General features: G+C 61.8%; 18 protein-coding genes. 9 read left to right on the top strand and 9 right to left on the bottom strand.

What is annotated here, in order from left to right; translation table 11 throughout:
• Nucleotides 1-51: 51 nt before the first annotated feature.
• A complete protein-coding gene (locus PSH57_RS16280; protein ID WP_305384153.1) occupies nucleotides 52-549 on the bottom strand; it encodes an HvfX family Cu-binding RiPP maturation protein in 498 nt (165 codons plus the stop codon).
• Nucleotides 550-566: 17 nt separating this feature from the next.
• Entirely contained in the window at nucleotides 567-1,232 is a 666-nt protein-coding gene (locus PSH57_RS16275) for a ferric reductase-like transmembrane domain-containing protein (RefSeq protein WP_305384151.1), read from the bottom strand.
• A 476-nt stretch (nucleotides 1,233-1,708) separates the two neighbouring features.
• On the opposite strand from PSH57_RS16275, the gene PSH57_RS16270 reads away from it, so the two are divergent.
• Nucleotides 1,709-2,641 carry a transposase gene (locus PSH57_RS16270; protein WP_305384149.1) on the top strand — a complete coding sequence of 311 codons (933 nt, stop codon included), beginning with the start codon at nucleotides 1,709-1,711 and terminating at the stop codon, nucleotides 2,639-2,641.
• Between the two features lie 120 nt (nucleotides 2,642-2,761).
• Here the strand turns inward: PSH57_RS16270 and PSH57_RS16265 are convergent, their stop codons facing one another.
• Both PSH57_RS16265 and PSH57_RS16260 read right to left on the bottom strand, forming a co-directional pair.
• Nucleotides 2,762-4,072, bottom strand: a complete 1,311-nt coding sequence (locus PSH57_RS16265) for an ATP-binding protein (protein ID WP_305384148.1) — start codon at nucleotides 4,070-4,072, stop codon at nucleotides 2,762-2,764.
• Nucleotides 4,069-4,809 (bottom strand): response regulator, encoded by a 741-nt coding sequence (locus PSH57_RS16260; RefSeq protein WP_003202589.1) that lies wholly within the window; start codon nucleotides 4,807-4,809, stop codon nucleotides 4,069-4,071. The genes PSH57_RS16265 and PSH57_RS16260 overlap by 4 nt, the downstream gene beginning before the upstream one ends.
• Nucleotides 4,810-5,041: 232 nt before the next feature.
• Here PSH57_RS16260 and PSH57_RS16255 point away from each other — a divergent pair, with 232 nt between their 5' ends.
• The 3 genes from PSH57_RS16255 to PSH57_RS16245 all read left to right on the top strand — a co-directional run bounded on the left by PSH57_RS16255 (nucleotide 5,042) and on the right by PSH57_RS16245 (nucleotide 7,254).
• Entirely contained in the window at nucleotides 5,042-5,305 is a 264-nt protein-coding gene (locus PSH57_RS16255) for a DUF2790 domain-containing protein (RefSeq protein ID WP_305384147.1), read from the top strand.
• A gap of 179 nt (nucleotides 5,306-5,484) precedes the next feature.
• Entirely contained in the window at nucleotides 5,485-6,696 is a 1,212-nt protein-coding gene (locus tag PSH57_RS16250; protein WP_305384146.1) for a cytochrome c biogenesis protein DipZ, read from the top strand.
• Between the two features lie 228 nt (nucleotides 6,697-6,924).
• The gene (locus PSH57_RS16245) at nucleotides 6,925-7,254 is read left to right on the top strand and encodes a hypothetical protein (RefSeq protein WP_305384145.1); all 330 of its coding nucleotides are present in this window, start codon (nucleotides 6,925-6,927) and stop codon (nucleotides 7,252-7,254) included.
• 8 nt (nucleotides 7,255-7,262) lie between these two features.
• On the opposite strand, the gene PSH57_RS16240 is transcribed toward PSH57_RS16245, so the two are convergent.
• Nucleotides 7,263-9,143 carry a sigma-54-dependent Fis family transcriptional regulator gene (locus tag PSH57_RS16240; RefSeq protein ID WP_305384144.1) on the bottom strand — a complete coding sequence of 627 codons (1,881 nt, stop codon included), beginning with the start codon at nucleotides 9,141-9,143 and terminating at the stop codon, nucleotides 7,263-7,265.
• Nucleotides 9,144-9,503: 360 nt separating this feature from the next.
• On the opposite strand from PSH57_RS16240, the gene PSH57_RS16235 reads away from it, so the two are divergent.
• From PSH57_RS16235 to PSH57_RS16215, 5 genes are all read left to right on the top strand, one after another.
• Complete coding sequence (locus PSH57_RS16235) at nucleotides 9,504-10,577, top strand: ATP-NAD kinase family protein (RefSeq protein ID WP_305384142.1); 1,074 nt, start codon at nucleotides 9,504-9,506, stop codon at nucleotides 10,575-10,577.
• Nucleotides 10,578-10,579: 2 nt separating this feature from the next.
• A complete protein-coding gene (locus PSH57_RS16230) occupies nucleotides 10,580-11,557 on the top strand; it encodes a thiamine pyrophosphate-dependent dehydrogenase E1 component subunit alpha (protein WP_305384141.1) in 978 nt (325 codons plus the stop codon).
• 35 nt (nucleotides 11,558-11,592) lie between these two features.
• Entirely contained in the window at nucleotides 11,593-12,609 is a 1,017-nt protein-coding gene (locus PSH57_RS16225) for an alpha-ketoacid dehydrogenase subunit beta (RefSeq protein WP_305384140.1), read from the top strand.
• Nucleotides 12,609-13,721, top strand: coding sequence for an acetoin dehydrogenase dihydrolipoyllysine-residue acetyltransferase subunit (locus tag PSH57_RS16220; RefSeq protein WP_305384138.1), 1,113 nt, complete (start codon nucleotides 12,609-12,611; stop codon nucleotides 13,719-13,721). Before PSH57_RS16225 ends, PSH57_RS16220 begins: the two co-directional genes overlap by 1 nt.
• 84 nt (nucleotides 13,722-13,805) lie before the next feature.
• A complete protein-coding gene (locus PSH57_RS16215; protein ID WP_305444924.1) occupies nucleotides 13,806-14,870 on the top strand; it encodes a 2,3-butanediol dehydrogenase in 1,065 nt (354 codons plus the stop codon).
• Nucleotides 14,871-14,925: 55 nt separating this feature from the next.
• Here the strand turns inward: PSH57_RS16215 and PSH57_RS16210 are convergent, their stop codons facing one another.
• From PSH57_RS16210 to PSH57_RS16195, 4 genes are all read right to left on the bottom strand, one after another.
• Entirely contained in the window at nucleotides 14,926-15,432 is a 507-nt protein-coding gene (locus tag PSH57_RS16210; protein ID WP_305384137.1) for a DUF6644 family protein, read from the bottom strand.
• Nucleotides 15,432-15,782 carry a DUF6152 family protein gene (locus tag PSH57_RS16205; protein ID WP_305384136.1) on the bottom strand — a complete coding sequence of 117 codons (351 nt, stop codon included), beginning with the start codon at nucleotides 15,780-15,782 and terminating at the stop codon, nucleotides 15,432-15,434. Before PSH57_RS16205 ends, PSH57_RS16210 begins: the two co-directional genes overlap by 1 nt.
• Nucleotides 15,783-15,808: 26 nt before the next feature.
• A complete protein-coding gene (locus PSH57_RS16200; protein WP_305384134.1) occupies nucleotides 15,809-16,363 on the bottom strand; it encodes a DinB family protein in 555 nt (184 codons plus the stop codon).
• Nucleotides 16,364-16,755: 392 nt separating this feature from the next.
• Complete coding sequence (locus PSH57_RS16195) at nucleotides 16,756-17,673, bottom strand: dihydrodipicolinate synthase family protein (RefSeq protein WP_305384133.1); 918 nt, start codon at nucleotides 17,671-17,673, stop codon at nucleotides 16,756-16,758.
• Nucleotides 17,674-17,741 lie beyond the last annotated feature (68 nt).

Below are 17,741 nucleotides of genomic sequence, written 5' to 3'. Positions count from 1 at the left end.
ACACCGCCTTCGCGATCAAGCCCGCTCCCACAAGGTTATGCGCCAATTGCACTATTGGCGGTGCAGGCCGATCTTCAGCACAGCATCCACACTCAACTTCCCGGCCCCCTGCAACACCAACGGCAACAACGCCACCAGATAGATCAACGGCAGTTTGAAGTTGCCGTGGCCTTTATTGGTGATGGCATACCCCTGGGCCAGTTCACTCAAGGTTGACCAATCCGCCGGCCAGTGCACGGCAGCGGTGGCGACGACTGTGACCACCATCAACACCAGCGCCGAAAGGCGGGTGCCCAGGCCCATCAGCAGGGCGATGGCGCAGAGCAGTTCGGCCCACATCGACAATTCCCAGTTCCAACTGGCCGGCAGGTGGTTGAAGGGGAAGGGGAATGCCGCCTGGATTTGGGCAAACCAGTTTTCGCCCTGCCATTTCTCCCGCCCGGATTCAAAAAACTCCCAGGCCAGGAACAGGCGCAGGCCCAATGGCCCGAGCCATGTCCCGGCCTGTTCGAGCGTTATGCGCAGGCCTTTCAAAACATCTGCAGACATGATCGATCTCCCGGGGCTCAGTTCGGTTTGTCAGTGGCAACCGGAGCGGCTGCTGCGCGATCCAACGGGGAGGAATTCTTTCGGCGCGAGTTGGCCTGGGCGAGCTTGCCCACCAGACGGATCGCGATGGCGGCGCAGGTCAGGCCGAAGGGCAACACGTACCAGGCACTCATGGGGATGCGCTTGAAGTTGGAGTAAGCAAAGATCGCCACCAGCACCCACATGCCGCTGACGTGCAGGCATTTCCAGGCTTTGGCGCCAATCAGGCGCGTGGTGCTTTTGAAGGAGGTCAGGGCCAGCAGCAGGATGAACACGTAGCCGACGGAGCCGGGGACATTGCCAAGGGTGGTGCGACCCGGCCAGAACTCGGGGTTGAGCTGGCCGTAGCTGTAGATCAGCACGGCGTGCACCAGATGGGAAAACGCGAAGGCCAAGCCGATGAAACGTCGCTCGCGGACCAGGGCCCGGCTCAGGGGCGACGGCACCAGCACGGCGAACGCCGAGGCGGTGAAGGCCAGCAGAAACAGGGCGAAGGATGAGCGGGCCGTGGCGCGGATGGCGCTGCGCACACCCTCGGTCAGGTCCGGGTTGAGCGCCAGGGTCAGTGCGGTCATCAACAGCACCAGGGCGGCGAGCAGGCTGAACAGCGACCAGCCCTGGAAACGAAACGTGGAAGCAGGCATGAGAAGGCTCCTTGGGGTGAGGGCCCGGTCGTGAATAGCGACCGGGGACACGAGGGAGTTTTTCAAACGGCTGTAAGTGGGGTGTGTCTGCAACGCGGCCGTTTGCAAGCCTGTGTACCCCTGCCTGTGGCGGACACATTGGCATACAAAGCCCGATAACATTGAAGCCTGGGGCTGAACCTTGTGGGAGCGGGCTTGCTCGCGATAGCGGATTGTCAGGCGACATCATTGTTGGATGTGCCGACGCCTTCGCGAGCAAGCCCGCTTGTGTCTTGCGCTACGTTTAGACTGAAGGTGAGAGCGGTGGGTGGCAAGCTGAATGCCCGGAGTGCTTAAAGCACGTGTGGGAGCCCATGCTGCCACTCACCTCTCCACTCTGGTCATTGAGCCCGAACAGTTGAACGAGCCCACCTCGAACAGTTACAAGCGTGGGCCAAGCCAGAGCGCTCTCACCTTGAGTGTAAGAGGGTTTGGCCATGTTTTCCTATCCAGCAGGTATTGATGTTTCAAAAGACAGTCTTCAGGTTCAGGTTGATCTCTTAGATGTTGGGGTGAGTTGCCCTAACGCTGAAGATGATTTTCCTGGATTAATTGGTTGGCTGCTGCTCCATCAGGTCACCCGTGTGTTGTTGGAAGCCACTGGCGGTTACGAGCGAAACGTCATGAAAGCGCTTCAGGCTGCAGGTTTTGAGGTCATTCGGATCAACCCCTGCCGAGCCAAGAGCTTTGCCAAAGCAATGGGACAACAAGCTAAAACCGACCCGATAGATGCGCGCCTCCTGGCGCAATTTGCAGCGGTCATCAAATCGGCTAACAGCCGGATCACAAGTGCCGAACAGGACGACTTGCGCGCACTGGTCCAGCAACGGGAAAACTTTACTCAGCAGAGAGATGACGACAAACGCAGATTTAAAACGGCCTCATCTGAGGCCGTTAAACCCGCGTTGCAGAGTCATATCGACTACCTGTGCGAAGCCATTAAGTTGATAGAAAAGATGATCCGTCAAAGCGCTGAAAGCCTGGACAGTGAAAAAGTCACTCGCCTGTGCTCGGTCAAGGGGATCGGTCTCGTCACGGCAGCCAGCGTAATGGCCTATCTTCCAGAGCTCGGCGAGGTTGGGCGACATCAGATAGCCGCATTAGCAGGCATCGCCCCCTACAACGACGATAGCGGCACGCACAAAGGCCAACGCCATATCAGCGGCGGTAGGTTCTCCGCCAGGCGCGCTCTGTACATGGCCTGCTGGTCAGTGATCAGGTATCAGCCTGACTTCAATGCACGCTACAAGGCGCTGCGCGAGAAAGGCAAATGCGCGAAGGTTGCGCTCATCGCATGTATGCGGATCTTGTTGATACGTCTAAACGCAATGATCCGGGATGGTTCTGAGTGGAAGGGAGACGTCGCGTAGATTGTGATTCCGGTTCCCTCAGACAATTGCATAGCCCAGAGCTGTGGGAGGCTCGCTGCCTCTGAAAAAGATGGCTAAATAAACCATCCAAGACAGTTGCTCCCACAGTTTGGTTGCCCGTTAACTTTCGACCCTTAGCCGCAACTCGGCACACAACCCGCCGCCGTCACGATTGCTCAAGGTCAGCGAACCGCCCATGGCGATCGCCAGTTGCTGGGCGATGGCCAGCCCCAATCCGGTTCCACCGGTCTCCCGGTTGCGCGAGTTTTCCACCCGATAGAACGGTTTGAGCACCTCGGCCAGCTCCTGCTCATTGATGCCGGGACCACGGTCCAGCACCTGGATCATCAGTTGTCCGTTGTCGGCAGGTTGCACCTGGATTTGCGCCGCTCCACCGAACTTTAATGCGTTGTCCACCAGGTTGACCAGCACCCGGCGCAGGGCATGGGGCCGGGTGTCGATGACCGCGGCATTTTTCCCGGACAACTGCACGTCCTGCCCGGTGTCCTGGTAGTCGAACACCAGGCTGTCGAGAAACGCATCCAGGTTGATGCGGCAGCTGGCTTCGATGGCACCATGAATGCTGCGGGCATAGGCCACGCCTTCGCGCACCAGATGCTCCATTTCACTCAGGTCGCTGCACAGTTTGTCCTTCTCGATGCCATCGTCCATGAATTCGGCGCGCAGCTTCATGCGTGTGATGGGCGTCTGCAAGTCATGGGAAATCGCCGCCAGCAACTGCATGCGCTCCTTGAGGTAGGCGGCGATACGGTCCTGCATGGCATTGAACGCCTTGGCGGCATGGACCACTTCGGTCGGGCCTTTTTCGTCCAGGCGTACGCTGTGAGCATTCGGGTCCAGGGTTTCCACTGCCTGGGCCAGCCGGGTCAGAGGACCGACGGCGATGCGCACGGCCAGCCAGGTGCAGCCGATCAACAGCGCCAATTGCCCCAGCAACACCACCGGGAGCCAGGGGGAGAGGGGCATCATCGCCGGCCGCACGTCGATGGTCAGCGGGCTGCCGTCGGCCAGGCGCAGGTGGGCCTGGTAGTGCTGCTGCGGTCCGGGAATGTTGGTGAACGTCAGGGCGTAGGCCTGGCCGATGGCCTCCAGGATCGAACTCACCGACACCGGCGCGTTGTCAGGAAGCATTCGCTGGCCTGGCTGACCTTCATCGAGCAGGTAGCCATAGTTGCGTCGGGCAAGTTTCGGCAGCCAGTCCTGGCGCTCGGCAGCCGGCAAACGATCGAGAATGGCCACGGAGGTCGAGACGTCGGTTTCCAGGTTGCCGAGCATGGTGGTCTTGGCGCTCTGGTAGCGCTCGTAGTACTGGGCGCCGAACGACAGGCCCTGGGCCAGGATCAGGCCGATCAGGAAGATCAGCGACAGGCGCGAGGCGAGGGTGCGCGGCCAGCGCAGCGACAGGCTCATACCGAAGCCTCAAGGATCTCCACCGGCAGCGAGAACACATAGCCTTCGCTGCGCACGGTCTTGATGTAGGCCGGCTCCCGGGCATCATCCAGCAGCCGTTGACGCAGGCGGCTGACCAGCAGGTCGATGGAGCGATCGAACAGATCGGCGTCCCGGCCCTGGGTCAGGTTCAGCAACTGATCGCGATTGAGCACCCGCTGCGGGTGGTCGAGGAACACCCGCAACAGGCGATATTCGGCGCCGCTCAGGGCGACCATCGTGCCGTCGGTGTCCAGCAGATGCCGGGCGGTGGTGTCCAGGCGCCAGCGGCCGAACGCCAGCAGGCGACCGCTTTCGGTGACCACCAGGTTGGGCGGCAGCATGCGGGTACGCCGCAACACGGCATTGATCCGCGCCAGCAGTTCCCGGGCGGCGAAGGGTTTGACCAGGTAATCGTCGGCGCCCATTTCCAGGCCGATGATGCGGTCGGTTTCATCGTTGCGGGCGGTGAGCATCAGCACCGGTGTGGCCTTGTGTTTGCCGGCGCGCAGTTCCCGGCACAGCACCAGGCCATCATCGCCCGGCATCATGATGTCCAGCACGATCAGGTCCACCGGGGTGGTTTCCAGAAAGGCACGCATCTGCCGGCCATCGGCAACCACGGTGGTACGCAGGCCGTTCTTTTTCAGGTAGTTGCCTACCAGCTCTCTGATTTCGCGATCGTCATCCACGATCAACACATGATCGACGTGATCCATGGTGTTCTGCCCCTTGGCGTTTCGTTGTGATCAGTCTACAGACGCCGGCCGGCCCGGCTCGCGACGGTTTGTATTGCAGTGTATCTGGCGCGCGGCGGATACACAGGGATTCAAAAAGCCGCGTTACCCGATACAGAAGCGATACCTCAAGGGCATTCAATGGCATCCATCGAGGCGGCACAACACGCCCCGGCCGAAAAACACACCCATTGAATGCATCGAGGATACCGCCATGAACACCAAAGCCGTCTACGCCGCCTGCCTCTTCGTCGCGCTGAACATCTGCACCTTGTCGGCCCGGGCCGAGAGTCACGTCCAGGCTCAGACCTACGCCTACGGCACCCACCTGGATATCCAGAAGGTCCTGTCCTTCAGCGAAGATCCGAACCCGGCCTGCGGCGTGGTGAATGCCCGCATGACCTACCTCGACTCAGCGGGCCACAAGCAGGCGCTGGACTATCGCAAGTTGGCCGACAACTGCAATGACGGTAACTGAGTCGCCGTGTGAGCCAACGGGTGACAGTAAATCTGTGGGAGCAAAGCTTGCTCGCGATCAACGATGACGCGGTTATTGCCAGGAATCGAGGCGCCTGCATCGCGAGCAAGCTTTGCTCCCACAGAGGCGCTGCCCGATTGGGTGTGTTCTGTCTATCTGCCTACCGTTGAGGTGTTGCCATGCTTCTGATCGCTTTTCTGGGCGGGATCCTGACGATCCTCAGCCCCTGTATTCTTCCAGTGGTGCCGTTTCTGTTTGCCCGGGCCAATCGCTCGCGGGGCTCGGTCCTGCTGACGCTGGCCGGCATGGTGCTGACGTTTGCCCTGGTTTCGAGCCTGGCGGTGGTCAGCAGTGAGTGGGTCGTGCGAGCCAGCAGCGTTGGCCGGCAAGTTGCCCTGTGGGTGATGGTGCTGTTTGCCTTGTCGCTGATGTTCAGCCGCGTCGGTATATGGCTGGCGCGGCCGCTGGTGAGCCTGGGCAACCGTATCGATGCCGGCGCCGGACGGATGGCCGGGCCTGTGGCCTCGGTGCTGATCGGGGTCGCCACCGGGTTGCTCTGGGCGCCGTGCGCCGGGCCGATACTCGGGGTGATTCTGACCGGGGCCATGCTGCAAGGCGCGAGCGCTGAAACCAGCCTGCTGTTGCTCGCTTACGGGCTGGGCAGTGCCTTGTCGCTGGGTGTGCTGATCCTGGCCGGACGCGGATTGGCCGACCGCCTCAAGCTGTCATTGCCGATCACCACTTGGCTGCGTCGGGGTACCGGTGTCGTGGTATTGCTGGCGGCCGTGGCGATTGGTACGGGTGCCGATGACCGCCTGTTGGCCAGTATCTCCTCCCAAGGGGCTGCGACCCTGGAGCAGGGTTTACTGAAGAATGTGCCCAAAGCCATCGATTACCTGGTCGAAAAGGCCGGCGCAGTATCCATGGAATCGCTTCAGCCTCAGGGCAACATGCCGTCGCTGGAAGGCGCAGTGCAATGGTTGAACTCGCCACCCTTGAGCAGCGAGTCGCTGCGGGGCAAGGTGGTGTTGGTGGATTTCTGGACCTATGACTGCATCAACTGCCAGCACACGCTGCCCTATGTGAATGATTGGGCACGCAAGTATGAGAAGGATGGGCTGGTGGTGATCGGCGTGCACACACCTGAGTATGGCTACGAGAAAATCATCGACAACGTGCGCAAGCAGGTTCGCAAACTGGGGATCAACTACCCGGTGGCCATCGATAACCAATATGCAATCTGGCGCGCCTTCAACAACCAGTACTGGCCAGCCCACTACTTCATCGATGCCAAGGGACAGGTGCGCTATAGCCACTTTGGCGAGGGACGCTATGGTGAGCAGGAGCAGGTAATTCAGCAGTTGTTGCAGGAAGCCAAGGCAAGCCAGTAACCCGTGACGAGGGAGCTTGCTTGTGGTGAGGGGATCTGTGGGAGCAAGGCTTGCCCGCGATGAACGATAACGCGGTTCAGTTGTTCGACCACGGTGCGGCTATCGCGGGCAAGCCTTGCTCCCACAGAGAAAAAACCTCTCTATATGGCGTTGCGTAGCCGTGCTGGCCCCTTGCTCATTCTCATGTGGTCAAACTTCTTTTATTTCAGAAAGTTGGGCGACATACCTATGCGGATTTCTATGTGGTTCGTGGTGACGTTTCTCCTGGTCGCCGTTTCGCTTGAGGCTCAGGCCAAGGCGCTGACGAAAAATCAGCAGTCGGTATGCCGCTGGGGTTCGGACATTGCCGCAGGGGCCCAGGCGTCGAAGCTTTCCGGGATCACCTTGTACGGCGCGCGCAAAAGGTTGCAGGTGCGCAAGTTTTCCCGGCCATGGATGCGCATGACCGCCCTGGGTATCACCGAGCAGACCTATAACAGCGCTTCACGTCTCAAGCCCGCCGCCATCAAACAGACTTACTACGAACAGTGCGCTCGGCATGCGCTGGCGCGAAGATAAGCGTTGCTTCACGCCGGGCTTCTGCCGGGCATTTCGATGCCATGCAGGTGGACCCTTCGATACAGGGTCGCTCGGGAAATGCCCAGCGCCCGTGCAGCCGCAGTGGGCTTCCAGCGATGGCGCACCAGCGCATCGAGCAGCACCTGACGCTCCGGGCTGGCGCTGGGTTGCGGTGCATCTGCAGGCGCTTGTGCGCTGTGCAATGATTCGGGCAGATGACTGAGCTGGATCACACTTGCCTCGCTCACCGCACAGGCGTAGCGCAGCACATGGCGCAACTGGCGGATATTGCCCGGCCAGTGATAGCCGAGCAAGCATTCCAGAGCCGCGCCGCTCAGTTGCACCATGCCCCCGCACAGCGCCGATTCCTCCTCAAGGATGCGGTTGATCAACGCCAGCCGGTCACTGCGCTCACGCAGCGGCGGCAGTTGGAAGCGGGCACCGCCCAGGCGAAAGTACAGATCCTCGCGAAACCCGCCGGCGGCGACCAATGTTTCCAGGTCGCGGTGGGTGGCGCAGATCACCTGAATGTCCACGGCCCTGCGCCGTGACGCACCCAGGGGGGCCACTTCACCTTCGGCCAATACCCGTAGCAGGCGCGTCTGCAAGGCCAGTGGCATGTCACCGATTTCATCCAGAAACAATGTGCCGCCATCGGCCTGTTGCAGCAGGCCCTGCATGCCTTTGGTCGACGCCCCGGTGAAGGCCCCGGCAACGTAGCCGAATAACTCGCTTTCGATCAGGCTTTCGGGAATCGCCGCGCAGTTCAAGGCCACGAACGACCGGTCACGGCGCTGGCTGGCCTGATGCAGTTGGCGGGCAAACACCTCCTTGCCGGAGCCGGTTTCGCCCTGGATCAGCACCGGCAAGTTGCGATCCTTGACCCGTACTGCCAGGCGCAGGCTGTCGGCCAATCGAGGGTCCAGTTCCACCGGGGTCATGGCAACCCGGGGGCGCGAATTGGCCCGCTGTCGCGGCGCGCTCAAGCGACCATGCAAAAGCGGCCCGATGCCGGGGCTGGAAAAAGGATAAAGACCCTCGTCGCGGGCACGGTGCAGCAGTTGCTGGTCGAACACCTGGCTGATGTGTTGCGGCAGTTGGCCGTAGTGTTGCAGCAGATACTGGCGGGCGGCGGGGTTCAGGGCTTGCAGGCAACCGTCGTCGTCCCAGGCGAACAGCAAGTCCGGCTGGCTGTCGACGTAGCCGGCGTTGCGATGGGCCCGCAGCACCCAGTAGCCCTGGGCGCTGCTCATGAAAAACGCCTGTTCGATTTCCCGAGCGCTCTGGACCACCATCTGCCGGATCAGGTGTTGTGAGCGTCGATCATCCGGTGAACGCACCGCCGAGACGTCCAGAACCCCGAGCAACTGCCCCTGCGGGTCGAAAACCGGCGCGGCAGAGCAGGTCAGGCCGATGAACGCCGCCCGGAAATGATCGCGCTTGTGCACCGTCACCGGGGTTTTGGCCGTGAGCACCGCCGCCACGCCGCAGGTGCCTTCTTCCCCCTCCGACCAACAGGTGCCCAGGTACAGCCCGGCCTTGCGGCAGTCATTGCGAATGGTGGTTTCCACCCGGTAATCGATGGTCTGGCCCTGGGCATCGGTCAGCAGCACACAGTAGTCGGCATCCCGCACACGACCATGCAGCCGGGCGACTTCTTCGCTGGCGATATTAAGGAACAGTTCTGAGCGCTCACGGCATTGCTTGAGCACGTCCTGGGACAGGATGCGCGGGCCCTGCAGCGAACCGGGGTCCAGATGATGCTGCTCCATGGAGCGACGCCAGGAGTCGAGGATCAGGTCCGGGACGGGCAGCTGTGGCAGTTGCGCCGCGTTTTTCAGTACGCGGCTGACGCAATCCACATGCGCCCGGGAGTGAGCGGAAAGCATACGGGCCTCCGTTTCAGCTTCTTATCGTTGTGCGCTCATTAAGCGCCGTTCGTTGTGCGCAGACAAGCTCGGCGAGCCGCACCGGCAGGTGTGAGACGCCACGTCTCACGGTCTCGCCAGAACCTCGTGCAGGCTGACATGTCGCGTCTCACAGCGCCTGGGTTGATTCCATCAGCGGGCGCGCTCAGCGGGCTCTATTCCGGGCGTTCCGCCGGTTTTATCGGCAACTGGCACCGCCCTTGCTCTAGCGTCTGCAGCCGGCCCGTCCGGACTGCCAATAATAAAAACGAGGTGTCCTATGTCTTTGCACCGAGGGTTCTGCTGCCCAGGTCATCCCTCTACCCACCTGCCGGTGGCGCCATGAGCCGCCGTCCACTGACCGTGGGCATCATTGCCAACCCGGCGTCGGGGCGTGATGTGCGACGCCTGACCGCCAACGCCGGATTGTTTTCCAGCACCGACAAGGTTTCGGTGATCCAGCGGCTGTTGGCTGCCTTCGGTGCCACCGGTGTCGAGCAGGTCTTGATGCCGACCGACATGACCGGCATTGCCGCCGCCGTTCTAAAGAATAGCCACAGCCGTCAGGCCCGTAGCAGCCACTGGCCAACCCTGGAGTTTCTTGACCTGACGTTGCGCCAGACCGTCGAAGATACGCGTCAGGCCGCGCGTCTGATGGTCGAGCGCGGGGTGAGCCTGATCGCCGTGCTTGGCGGCGACGGCACCCACAAGGCCGTGGCCGCCGAAGTCGCTGACATTCCGTTACTGACCCTCTCCACGGGCACCAATAACGCCTTTCCCGAACTGCGCGAAGCCACCAGCGCCGGGTTGGCCGGTGGGTTGTACGCCAGCGGCAGGATACCGGCGCAGATCGGCCTGCGTCGCAACAAGCGCCTGTTGGTCTGCGACGCCGGTCGCGGCTTGCGTGAGATCGCTCTGGTGGACGTCGCCGTGTCACCGCTGCGCTTTGTCGGCGCCCGGGCCATCAGTCGGGCACAGGACCTGGCCGAAGTCTTCGTGACCTTCGCCGAGCCGCAATCCATCGGTCTGTCGGCGCTCTGCGGCTTGTGGTTCCCGGTATCACGCCAGGCAGCGGGTGGCGCCTGGATGCGCCTGGACCCGCAATCGCCCGAAGCGTTGCTGGTGCCGCTGGCCCCCGGTCTGTTGCAAGGCTGTGGCGTGCTCGCCGCCGGGCCCCTGGAGCCTGGCATCGCCCATGGCCTGTCGCTGTCTTGCGGCACCTTGGCCCTGGATGGGGAACGGGAAATCGAATTCAACGCGCAGGACCGGCCCACGGTCACTCTCGATGCCGGCGGCCCGCTGAGCATCGATGTCAACGCGGTGCTGGCCTACGCCGCGCAACACCGTTTGTTGGCGATCGGCCGCGAACACCCGCAACACCCACTGAATCTTCAAGAAGACACCCCAGGAGAATAAAAATGTCGACACCGCTCACCCACGATCAACTGCTGCACGCCTATCAGGTGATGCGCACCATCCGCGCCTTCGAAGAGCGCCTGCACGTGGAATTCGCCACCGGCGAGATTCCCGGTTTCGTCCATCTGTATGCCGGCGAAGAGGCGTCGGCCGCCGGCGTCATGGCCCATTTGGGCGATGAGGATTGCATCGCCTCCAACCACCGTGGCCACGGCCATTGCATCGCCAAAGGCGTGGACGTGTACGGGATGATGGCCGAGATCTACGGCAAGAAGACCGGCGTCTGCCAAGGCAAGGGCGGCTCCATGCACATTGCCGATTTCGAGAAAGGCATGCTCGGCGCCAATGGCATTGTCGGGGCTGGCGCGCCCTTGGTAGTGGGCGCCGCGCTGGCCGCCCGACTCAAGGGCACCGACAGCGTCGCCGTGGTGTTTTTTGGCGACGGCGGCTCCAACGAGGGCGCGGTGTTCGAAGCCATGAACATGGCCTCGGTGTGGAACCTGCCATGCCTGTTCATCGCTGAAAACAATGGCTACGCCGAAGCCACTGCGTCCAATTGGTCGGTGGCCTGCGATCACATCGCCGATCGCGCCGCCGGTTTCGGCATGCCCGGGGTGACGGTGGATGGCTTTGACTTCTTTGCCGTGCATGAAGCCGCCGGGGCCGCCGTCGAACGCGCCCGTGCCGGAGAGGGGCCTTCGCTGATCGAGGTCAAGCTGACCCGTTACTACGGCCACTTCGAGGGTGACGCCCAGACTTATAGGGCACCCGACGAGGTCAAGCATTTTCGCGAGAACCAGGATTGCCTGATGCAGTTTCGCGAGCGCACCACACGGGCCGGATTGCTCACCGTCGAGCAGTTGGACCTGATCGACAAGGAGGTCGAGTCGCTGATCGAAAACGCCGTGTACAAGGCCAAGTCCGATCCCAAGCCCACCGCGGCGGACCTGCTGACCGACGTTTACGTCTCCTATCCCTGAACGCTCTTCATAAAACAAGAACAGAGAATCCCATCATGGCGAGAAAAATCAGCTATCAGCAGGCAATCAACGAAGCCCTGGCCCAGGAAATGCGCCGCGACTCCAGCGTCTTCATCATGGGCGAGGACGTCGCCGGTGGCGCCGGCGCGCCCGGTGAAAACGACGCCTGGGGCGGTGTGCTCGGCGTCACCAAGGGGCTTTACGACCAGTTTCCCGAGCGTGTGCTGGATACGCCGCTGTCGGAAATCGGTTACGTCGGCGCGGCGGTCGGCGCGGCAACCTGTGGCGTGCGCCCGGTGTGCGAACTGATGTTCGTCGACTTCGCCGGGTGCTGCCTGGACCAGATCCTCAACCAGGCGGCGAAGTTTCGCTACATGTTCGGCGGCAAGGCCTCCACACCGCTGGTGATCCGCACCATGGTCGGCGCGGGCCTGCGCGCCGCCGCCCAGCATTCGCAGATGCTCACCTCCTTGTGGACGCACATTCCGGGGCTGAAAGTGGTGTGCCCGTCGTCGCCCTATGACGCCAAGGGCTTGCTGATCCAGGCGATCCGCGACAACGACCCGGTGATCTTCTGCGAGCACAAATTGCTCTACAGCATGCAGGGCGAGGTGCCGGAAGAGCTCTATACCATTCCCTTTGGCGAAGCCAACTTCCTGCGCGACGGCAAGGACGTGACCCTGGTCTCGTACGGGCGCATGGTCAACACCGCGATGGACGCGGCGCGCAGCCTGGCCGGGCGCGGCATCGACTGCGAGGTCATCGACCTGCGCACCACCAGCCCGATGGACGAGGACAGCATCCTGGAAAGCGTCGAGAAGACCGGGCGCCTGGTGGTCATCGATGAGGCCAATCCGCGCTGTTCCATGGCCACGGACATCTCGGCGCTGGTCGCGCAAAAAGCCTTCGGCGCGCTCAAGGCTCCGATTGAAATGGTCACCGCGCCCCATACCCCGGTGCCGTTCTCCGATGCCCTGGAAGACCTGTACATCCCCGACGCGGCAAAGATCGAACAGGCCGTGCTCAACGTGATCGAGTGGAGCAAGCGCTGATGAGCCAGATTCATACCCTGACCATGCCCAAGTGGGGCCTGTCGATGACCGAAGGCCGGGTAGATGCCTGGCTCAAGGAGGAGGGCCAGGCCATCACCAAGGGTGATGAAGTGATGGACGTGGAAACCGACAAAATTTCCAGCAGCGTCGAAGCGCCGTTCTCCGGGATCTTGCGTCGGCAGATCGCCCGGCAGGACGAAACCCTGGCGGTCGGCGCCTTGCTCGGTATTGTCGTCGACGGCGAAGCCAGCGATGCCGAGATCGATGCGCTCATCGAGCAGTTCCAGTCGTCTTTTGTGCCCGGCGACGCTGCCGACGAAGACAGCGGCCCGAAACCTCAGAAAGTCGAACTGGACGGCCGGGTGATTCGCTTTTTCGAGCGTGGCGAGGGCGGCACGCCGCTGCTGCTGGTGCATGGTTTCGGTGGCGACCTGAACAATTGGCTGTTCAACCACCAAGCACTGGCGGCCGGGCGTCGGGTCATCGCCCTGGACCTGCCGGGCCACGGCGAATCCGCCAAGACACTGCAACGCGGCGACCTGGACGAACTGAGCGGGGTGGTGCTGGCCTTGCTCGATCACCTGGACATCAATGCTGTGCATCTGGTGGGGCATTCCATGGGCGGGGCGGTGTCGCTGAACGCCGCGCGCCTGATGCCCCAGCGGGTACGGTCGCTGACCTTGATCGGCAGTGCCGGGCTGGGCGCGCAGATCAATGGCAGCTACCTGAAAGGTTTTGTCGAAGCAGCCAACCGCAACGCTCTCAAGCCGCAACTGGTGCAACTGTTCTCCAATGCCGAGCTGGTCAACCGCCAGATGCTCGATGACATGCTCAAGTACAAGCGCCTGGAGGGGGTGGACGCTGCGCTGTTGCAACTGTCAGCGACGCTGTTTGCCGACGGTCGCCAGCAGGTGGATTTGCGCGAAGTAGTGCAGGCCGGCCACGTACCGACGCTGGTGATCTGGGGCAGCGACGACGCAATCATCCCGGCGGCCCACAGCGACGGGCTGAGTGCCCAGGTCCAGGTGCTGCCCGGCCAGGGCCACATGGTGCAAATGGAGGCGGCCGAGCAGGTCAACCAGCTCATCCTCGGGTTCATTGAGCAGCACTGATCAAGCGGGCGGCGAGGTGATTCGTCGCTCCTACAAAACTCTGGAGGCAACGTTATGAACGTTTCAATCAAGCCTACCCGCAGCATGCGCGCCGCCGTCTGGCATGGCCGCAACGACATTCGCGTCGAAGACGTGCCACTGCCGGTTTCGCCACCCGCCGGTTGGGTGCAGATCCGTGTGCAGTGGTGCGGCATCTGTGGCTCTGACCTGCATGAATATGTGGCCGGGCCGGTGTTCATTCCGGTGGACGCACCGCATCCGCTGACCGGCATCAAGGGCCAGTGCATTCTCGGCCATGAGTTCTGCGGTGAAATCGTCGAGCTGGGGGCCGGTGTCGAGGGCTTCAGCGTCGGCGAGCCGGTGGCGGCCGATGCCTGTCAGCACTGTGGCACCTGCTATTACTGCACCCACGGGCTCTACAACATCTGCGAAAACCTGGCGTTCACCGGGCTGATGAACAACGGTGCGTTTGCGGAGTTGGTCAACGTACCGGCCAATCTGCTGTACAAACTGCCTGCTGATTTTCCCGCCGAAGCCGGTGCGCTGATCGAGCCGTTGGCAGTGGGCATGCATGCGGTGAAAAAGGCCGGCAGCCTGTTGGGCCAGAACGTGGTGGTGGTCGGCGCCGGCACCATCGGTCTGTGCACCATCATGTGCGCCAAGGCCGCCGGCGCGGCGCAGGTAATTGCCCTGGAGATGTCCGGCGCGCGCAAGGCCAAGGCCCTGGAAGTGGGCGCCAGCCATGTGATCGATCCGAACGAGTGCGACGCCCTGGCCGAAGTCCGTCGCCTGACCGCTGGCTTGGGGGCCGATGTCAGTTTCGAATGCATCGGCAACAAGCACACCGCCAAACTCGCCATCGACCTGATCCGCAAGGCGGGTAAATGTGTGCTGGTGGGCATTTTCGAGGAACCGAGCGAGTTCAACTTCTTTGAACTGGTCTCCACCGAGAAGCAGGTGCTCGGCGCGCTGGCCTACAACGGTGAATTCGCCGACGTGATTGCCTTCATCGCCGATGGGCGCCTGGACATCTCGCCGCTGGTGACCGGGCGCATCCAGTTGGAGCAGATCGTTGGTCAGGGCTTCGAGGAACTGGTCAATAACAAGGAGCACAACGTGAAAATCATCGTGTCACCCGCACGGGTCTGAGCGCGCCTGAGGTGGGCGATTGGCGATGGCTGGCAAGGCCATCGCACTTTTTATCTCAGGTATAGGCCAGCAAGCGCCCACACAACACCACCGCGAACCATACCGCCACGGACAGCACCGCCTGCGCTTTCGCCAGTCCTGGTGCCGCGCTGGCGGTGTTCCATTGGCTGACCGTGCGATAAATGCCGAGGTGAAACACCAGGGCGTTGAGGCCCGCTGTCGCAATCAGGCACAGCTTGAGGATAAACACGCCGTTGCCGGCGAAGTCATGGGGATGGGCGCTGAACATCATCAAGCCGGCGGGCACGATCAATAACAGGGCCGCAAGGGCCCACGGCAGTAGATGGCGGGCCAACGCCGTCACGGCAATGTCCTTGGACACCCCAAGTACCCGCAGATCGAACATCACCACCGCGCCCACCAACAGCGAAAACCCGATGATGTGTACCACCTCCACCAACGGGTAGAGCCACAGTTCGCCGCGCATGGCCACCGCCAGGGACGAACCCTCCAGTTGGTCTAGCCAGCCCTGCGGGTCGGTGCCTGTCTCGATGGCCTGCATCAGCGCAACTCGACGGTCTTGTTGTCGACGGTGATGCGTTCTGCGCGCAACTCATCGGGTTTGTTGCGGTTTGCATAGCCGGCCACGCTCACCTGATTGCCAGGCTTGAGCATGTCCTTGCTCAGGCCTCGGTTCTCCATGCGTGACGGCGGGGCGAGGACCACGGTCCAGGTTTTGTCCGCCGTTTTCAGGCGCACGAAGCCATGGGGGTGCGAATAGCCGGATTCTTCTATCGTTCCGTTGAGTTGCAGGGCGTTGTCAGTGTCGTACTCGCTCCAGCCGTGATGGGCCAGGACTGTCGTTGTCACCAGCATCAACGATAAGCCGATGCAACCCAGTATGTGTTTCATGGCAGGTCTCCTGTTGGATCATCGGTTCAGTCTGGCAGGTAGTTGCGCCAGACGCGGTCTTCGCCGAGTTGCAGTGGCTGCTCCTCTTCTTCGCGAAACTTGCGGTCGCAGTCGAGGAAGAATTCATCGAGTTGCGGCGGCTTGACATGGGCGGCGCTGAGCATGGTGTGGACCTGTCCGCGATGATGGATCTGATGTTCGAACAGGTGCAACAGCAGCCGGTCGATTCGTTCGCGCACCACACCGTCGACACGCACCAGATTGACGAAGCGGGCGAGGTCTTTTACCCGCAGGGCCTTGCAGAACGCCACCAGCCGCTGGTCGGTTTGAGTTTGGTTGTGCAGCAGTTGGGCAAAGGCCAGGGTCTGGGAGAAGTCCTTTATCTGGCCGTCACGGTCGCCTTCCAGTGCGGTGAGGTAATAGCGGTCCACTTCCAGGATGTGGCAAAGCGTGGCTTGGATGGACGGGAAGAACCCCGTGCGCGGTGCCTCATATTCGGCCTCGCTCAACTGCGCGCAGGCAATGAGTAGTCGGTGATTGGCCCACTGATTGTTCAGGGCCTGGGCCAGGAAATAGTTCATGGGGCACCTTGTGTGCGAGTTTGCTCACGATGATGGCGGCACATCCAGCATAGTCGATTCAGACAAACCGCTATCGCGAGCAGGCTCGCTCCCACAGTTTTATTGCGTGTGTTCACGATTCGGTATCCACCACCCATCCTGTGGGAGCGGGCTTGCTCGCGATGATGGCGGCACATGCAGCATAGTCATATCAGACAGACCGCTATCGCGAGCAAGCCCGCTCCCACAGTTTTATTGCGTGTGTTCACGATTCGGTATCCACCACCCATCCTGTGGGAGCGGGCTTGCTCGCGAAGACGGCGACACATGCAGCATAGTCATATCAGACAGACCGCTATCGCGAGCAGGCTCGCTCCCACATGGATTTCATCCGCTTCGGGAAGAGGCGGACCTTAAAGCCCCACATCCGGCAACACCGGCCGATTGGCCAGGGCCTTGGCCATGATCTGCTCGACATACACGCGATCCTCCTCCGGCAGCGCCAGGCGCGGTGGGCGGGTGAGGGCGCTGCCGCGACCGGCAATGGCTTCGCACAGTTTGATGCACTGCACCAGGTCGGCGCGGGCGTCCAGGTGCAGGATCGGCATCAGCCATTCGTAGATCGGCATCGCTTCGGCAAAACGCCCGGCGCGGGCCAGGCGGAAAATGGTTTCGCCTTCTTGGGGGAACACGTTGGACATCCCCGAGACCCAGCCTTCGGCACCCACGGCCAGGCTTTCCAGCACCACGTCGTCCAGGCCTGCGAACAACACAAACCGGTCGCCGACTTCATTGCGCACGTCGATGAAACGCCGGGTGTCGCCGGACGAATCCTTGAAACACACTACGTTGTCGCAATCGGCCAAGGAAATCAGGATGTCCGGGGTCACGTCATTCTTGTAGATCGGCGGGTTGTTGTAGACCATCAGCGGCACGTCGGCATGCCGGGCCACGTAGCGGAAATGCTCGGCGGTCTCGAACGGCTTGGAGCCATAGACCAGCGCCGGCATCAGCATCACGCCGTCAACGCCAACCTGGCGCACCGCGTTGGCGACCTTGGCCGCCTGCACGCTAGTGAACTCGGCCACGCCGCAGATCACCGGCACCCGGCCCCGGGCAGCATCCACCGCCACTTCAGTCACGGCAATTTTCTCCTCGGCGCTCAGGGAGGTGTTTTCCCCCACCGAGCCGCAGACCACCAGGCCTGACACGCCATCGCGGATGACGTTGGAAATCACTTGATGGGTTTTTTCCAGATTGATGGAAAAGTCATCGTTGAACTGCGTGGTGACGGCAGGGAATACACCGCTCCAGTTGATGCGTTTACTCATGGTTGTCTCCGGTTATGGGTATGTGGTGAGGGGATTTATCCCCGTTGGGCCGCGAAGCGGTCCTGATA

Source organism: Pseudomonas hefeiensis (genome assembly GCF_030687835.1).
In the GTDB taxonomy this organism is placed as follows: Bacteria; Pseudomonadota; Gammaproteobacteria; order Pseudomonadales; family Pseudomonadaceae; genus Aquipseudomonas; species Aquipseudomonas hefeiensis.
This window is presented reverse-complemented; position numbering and strand designations above follow the sequence as displayed.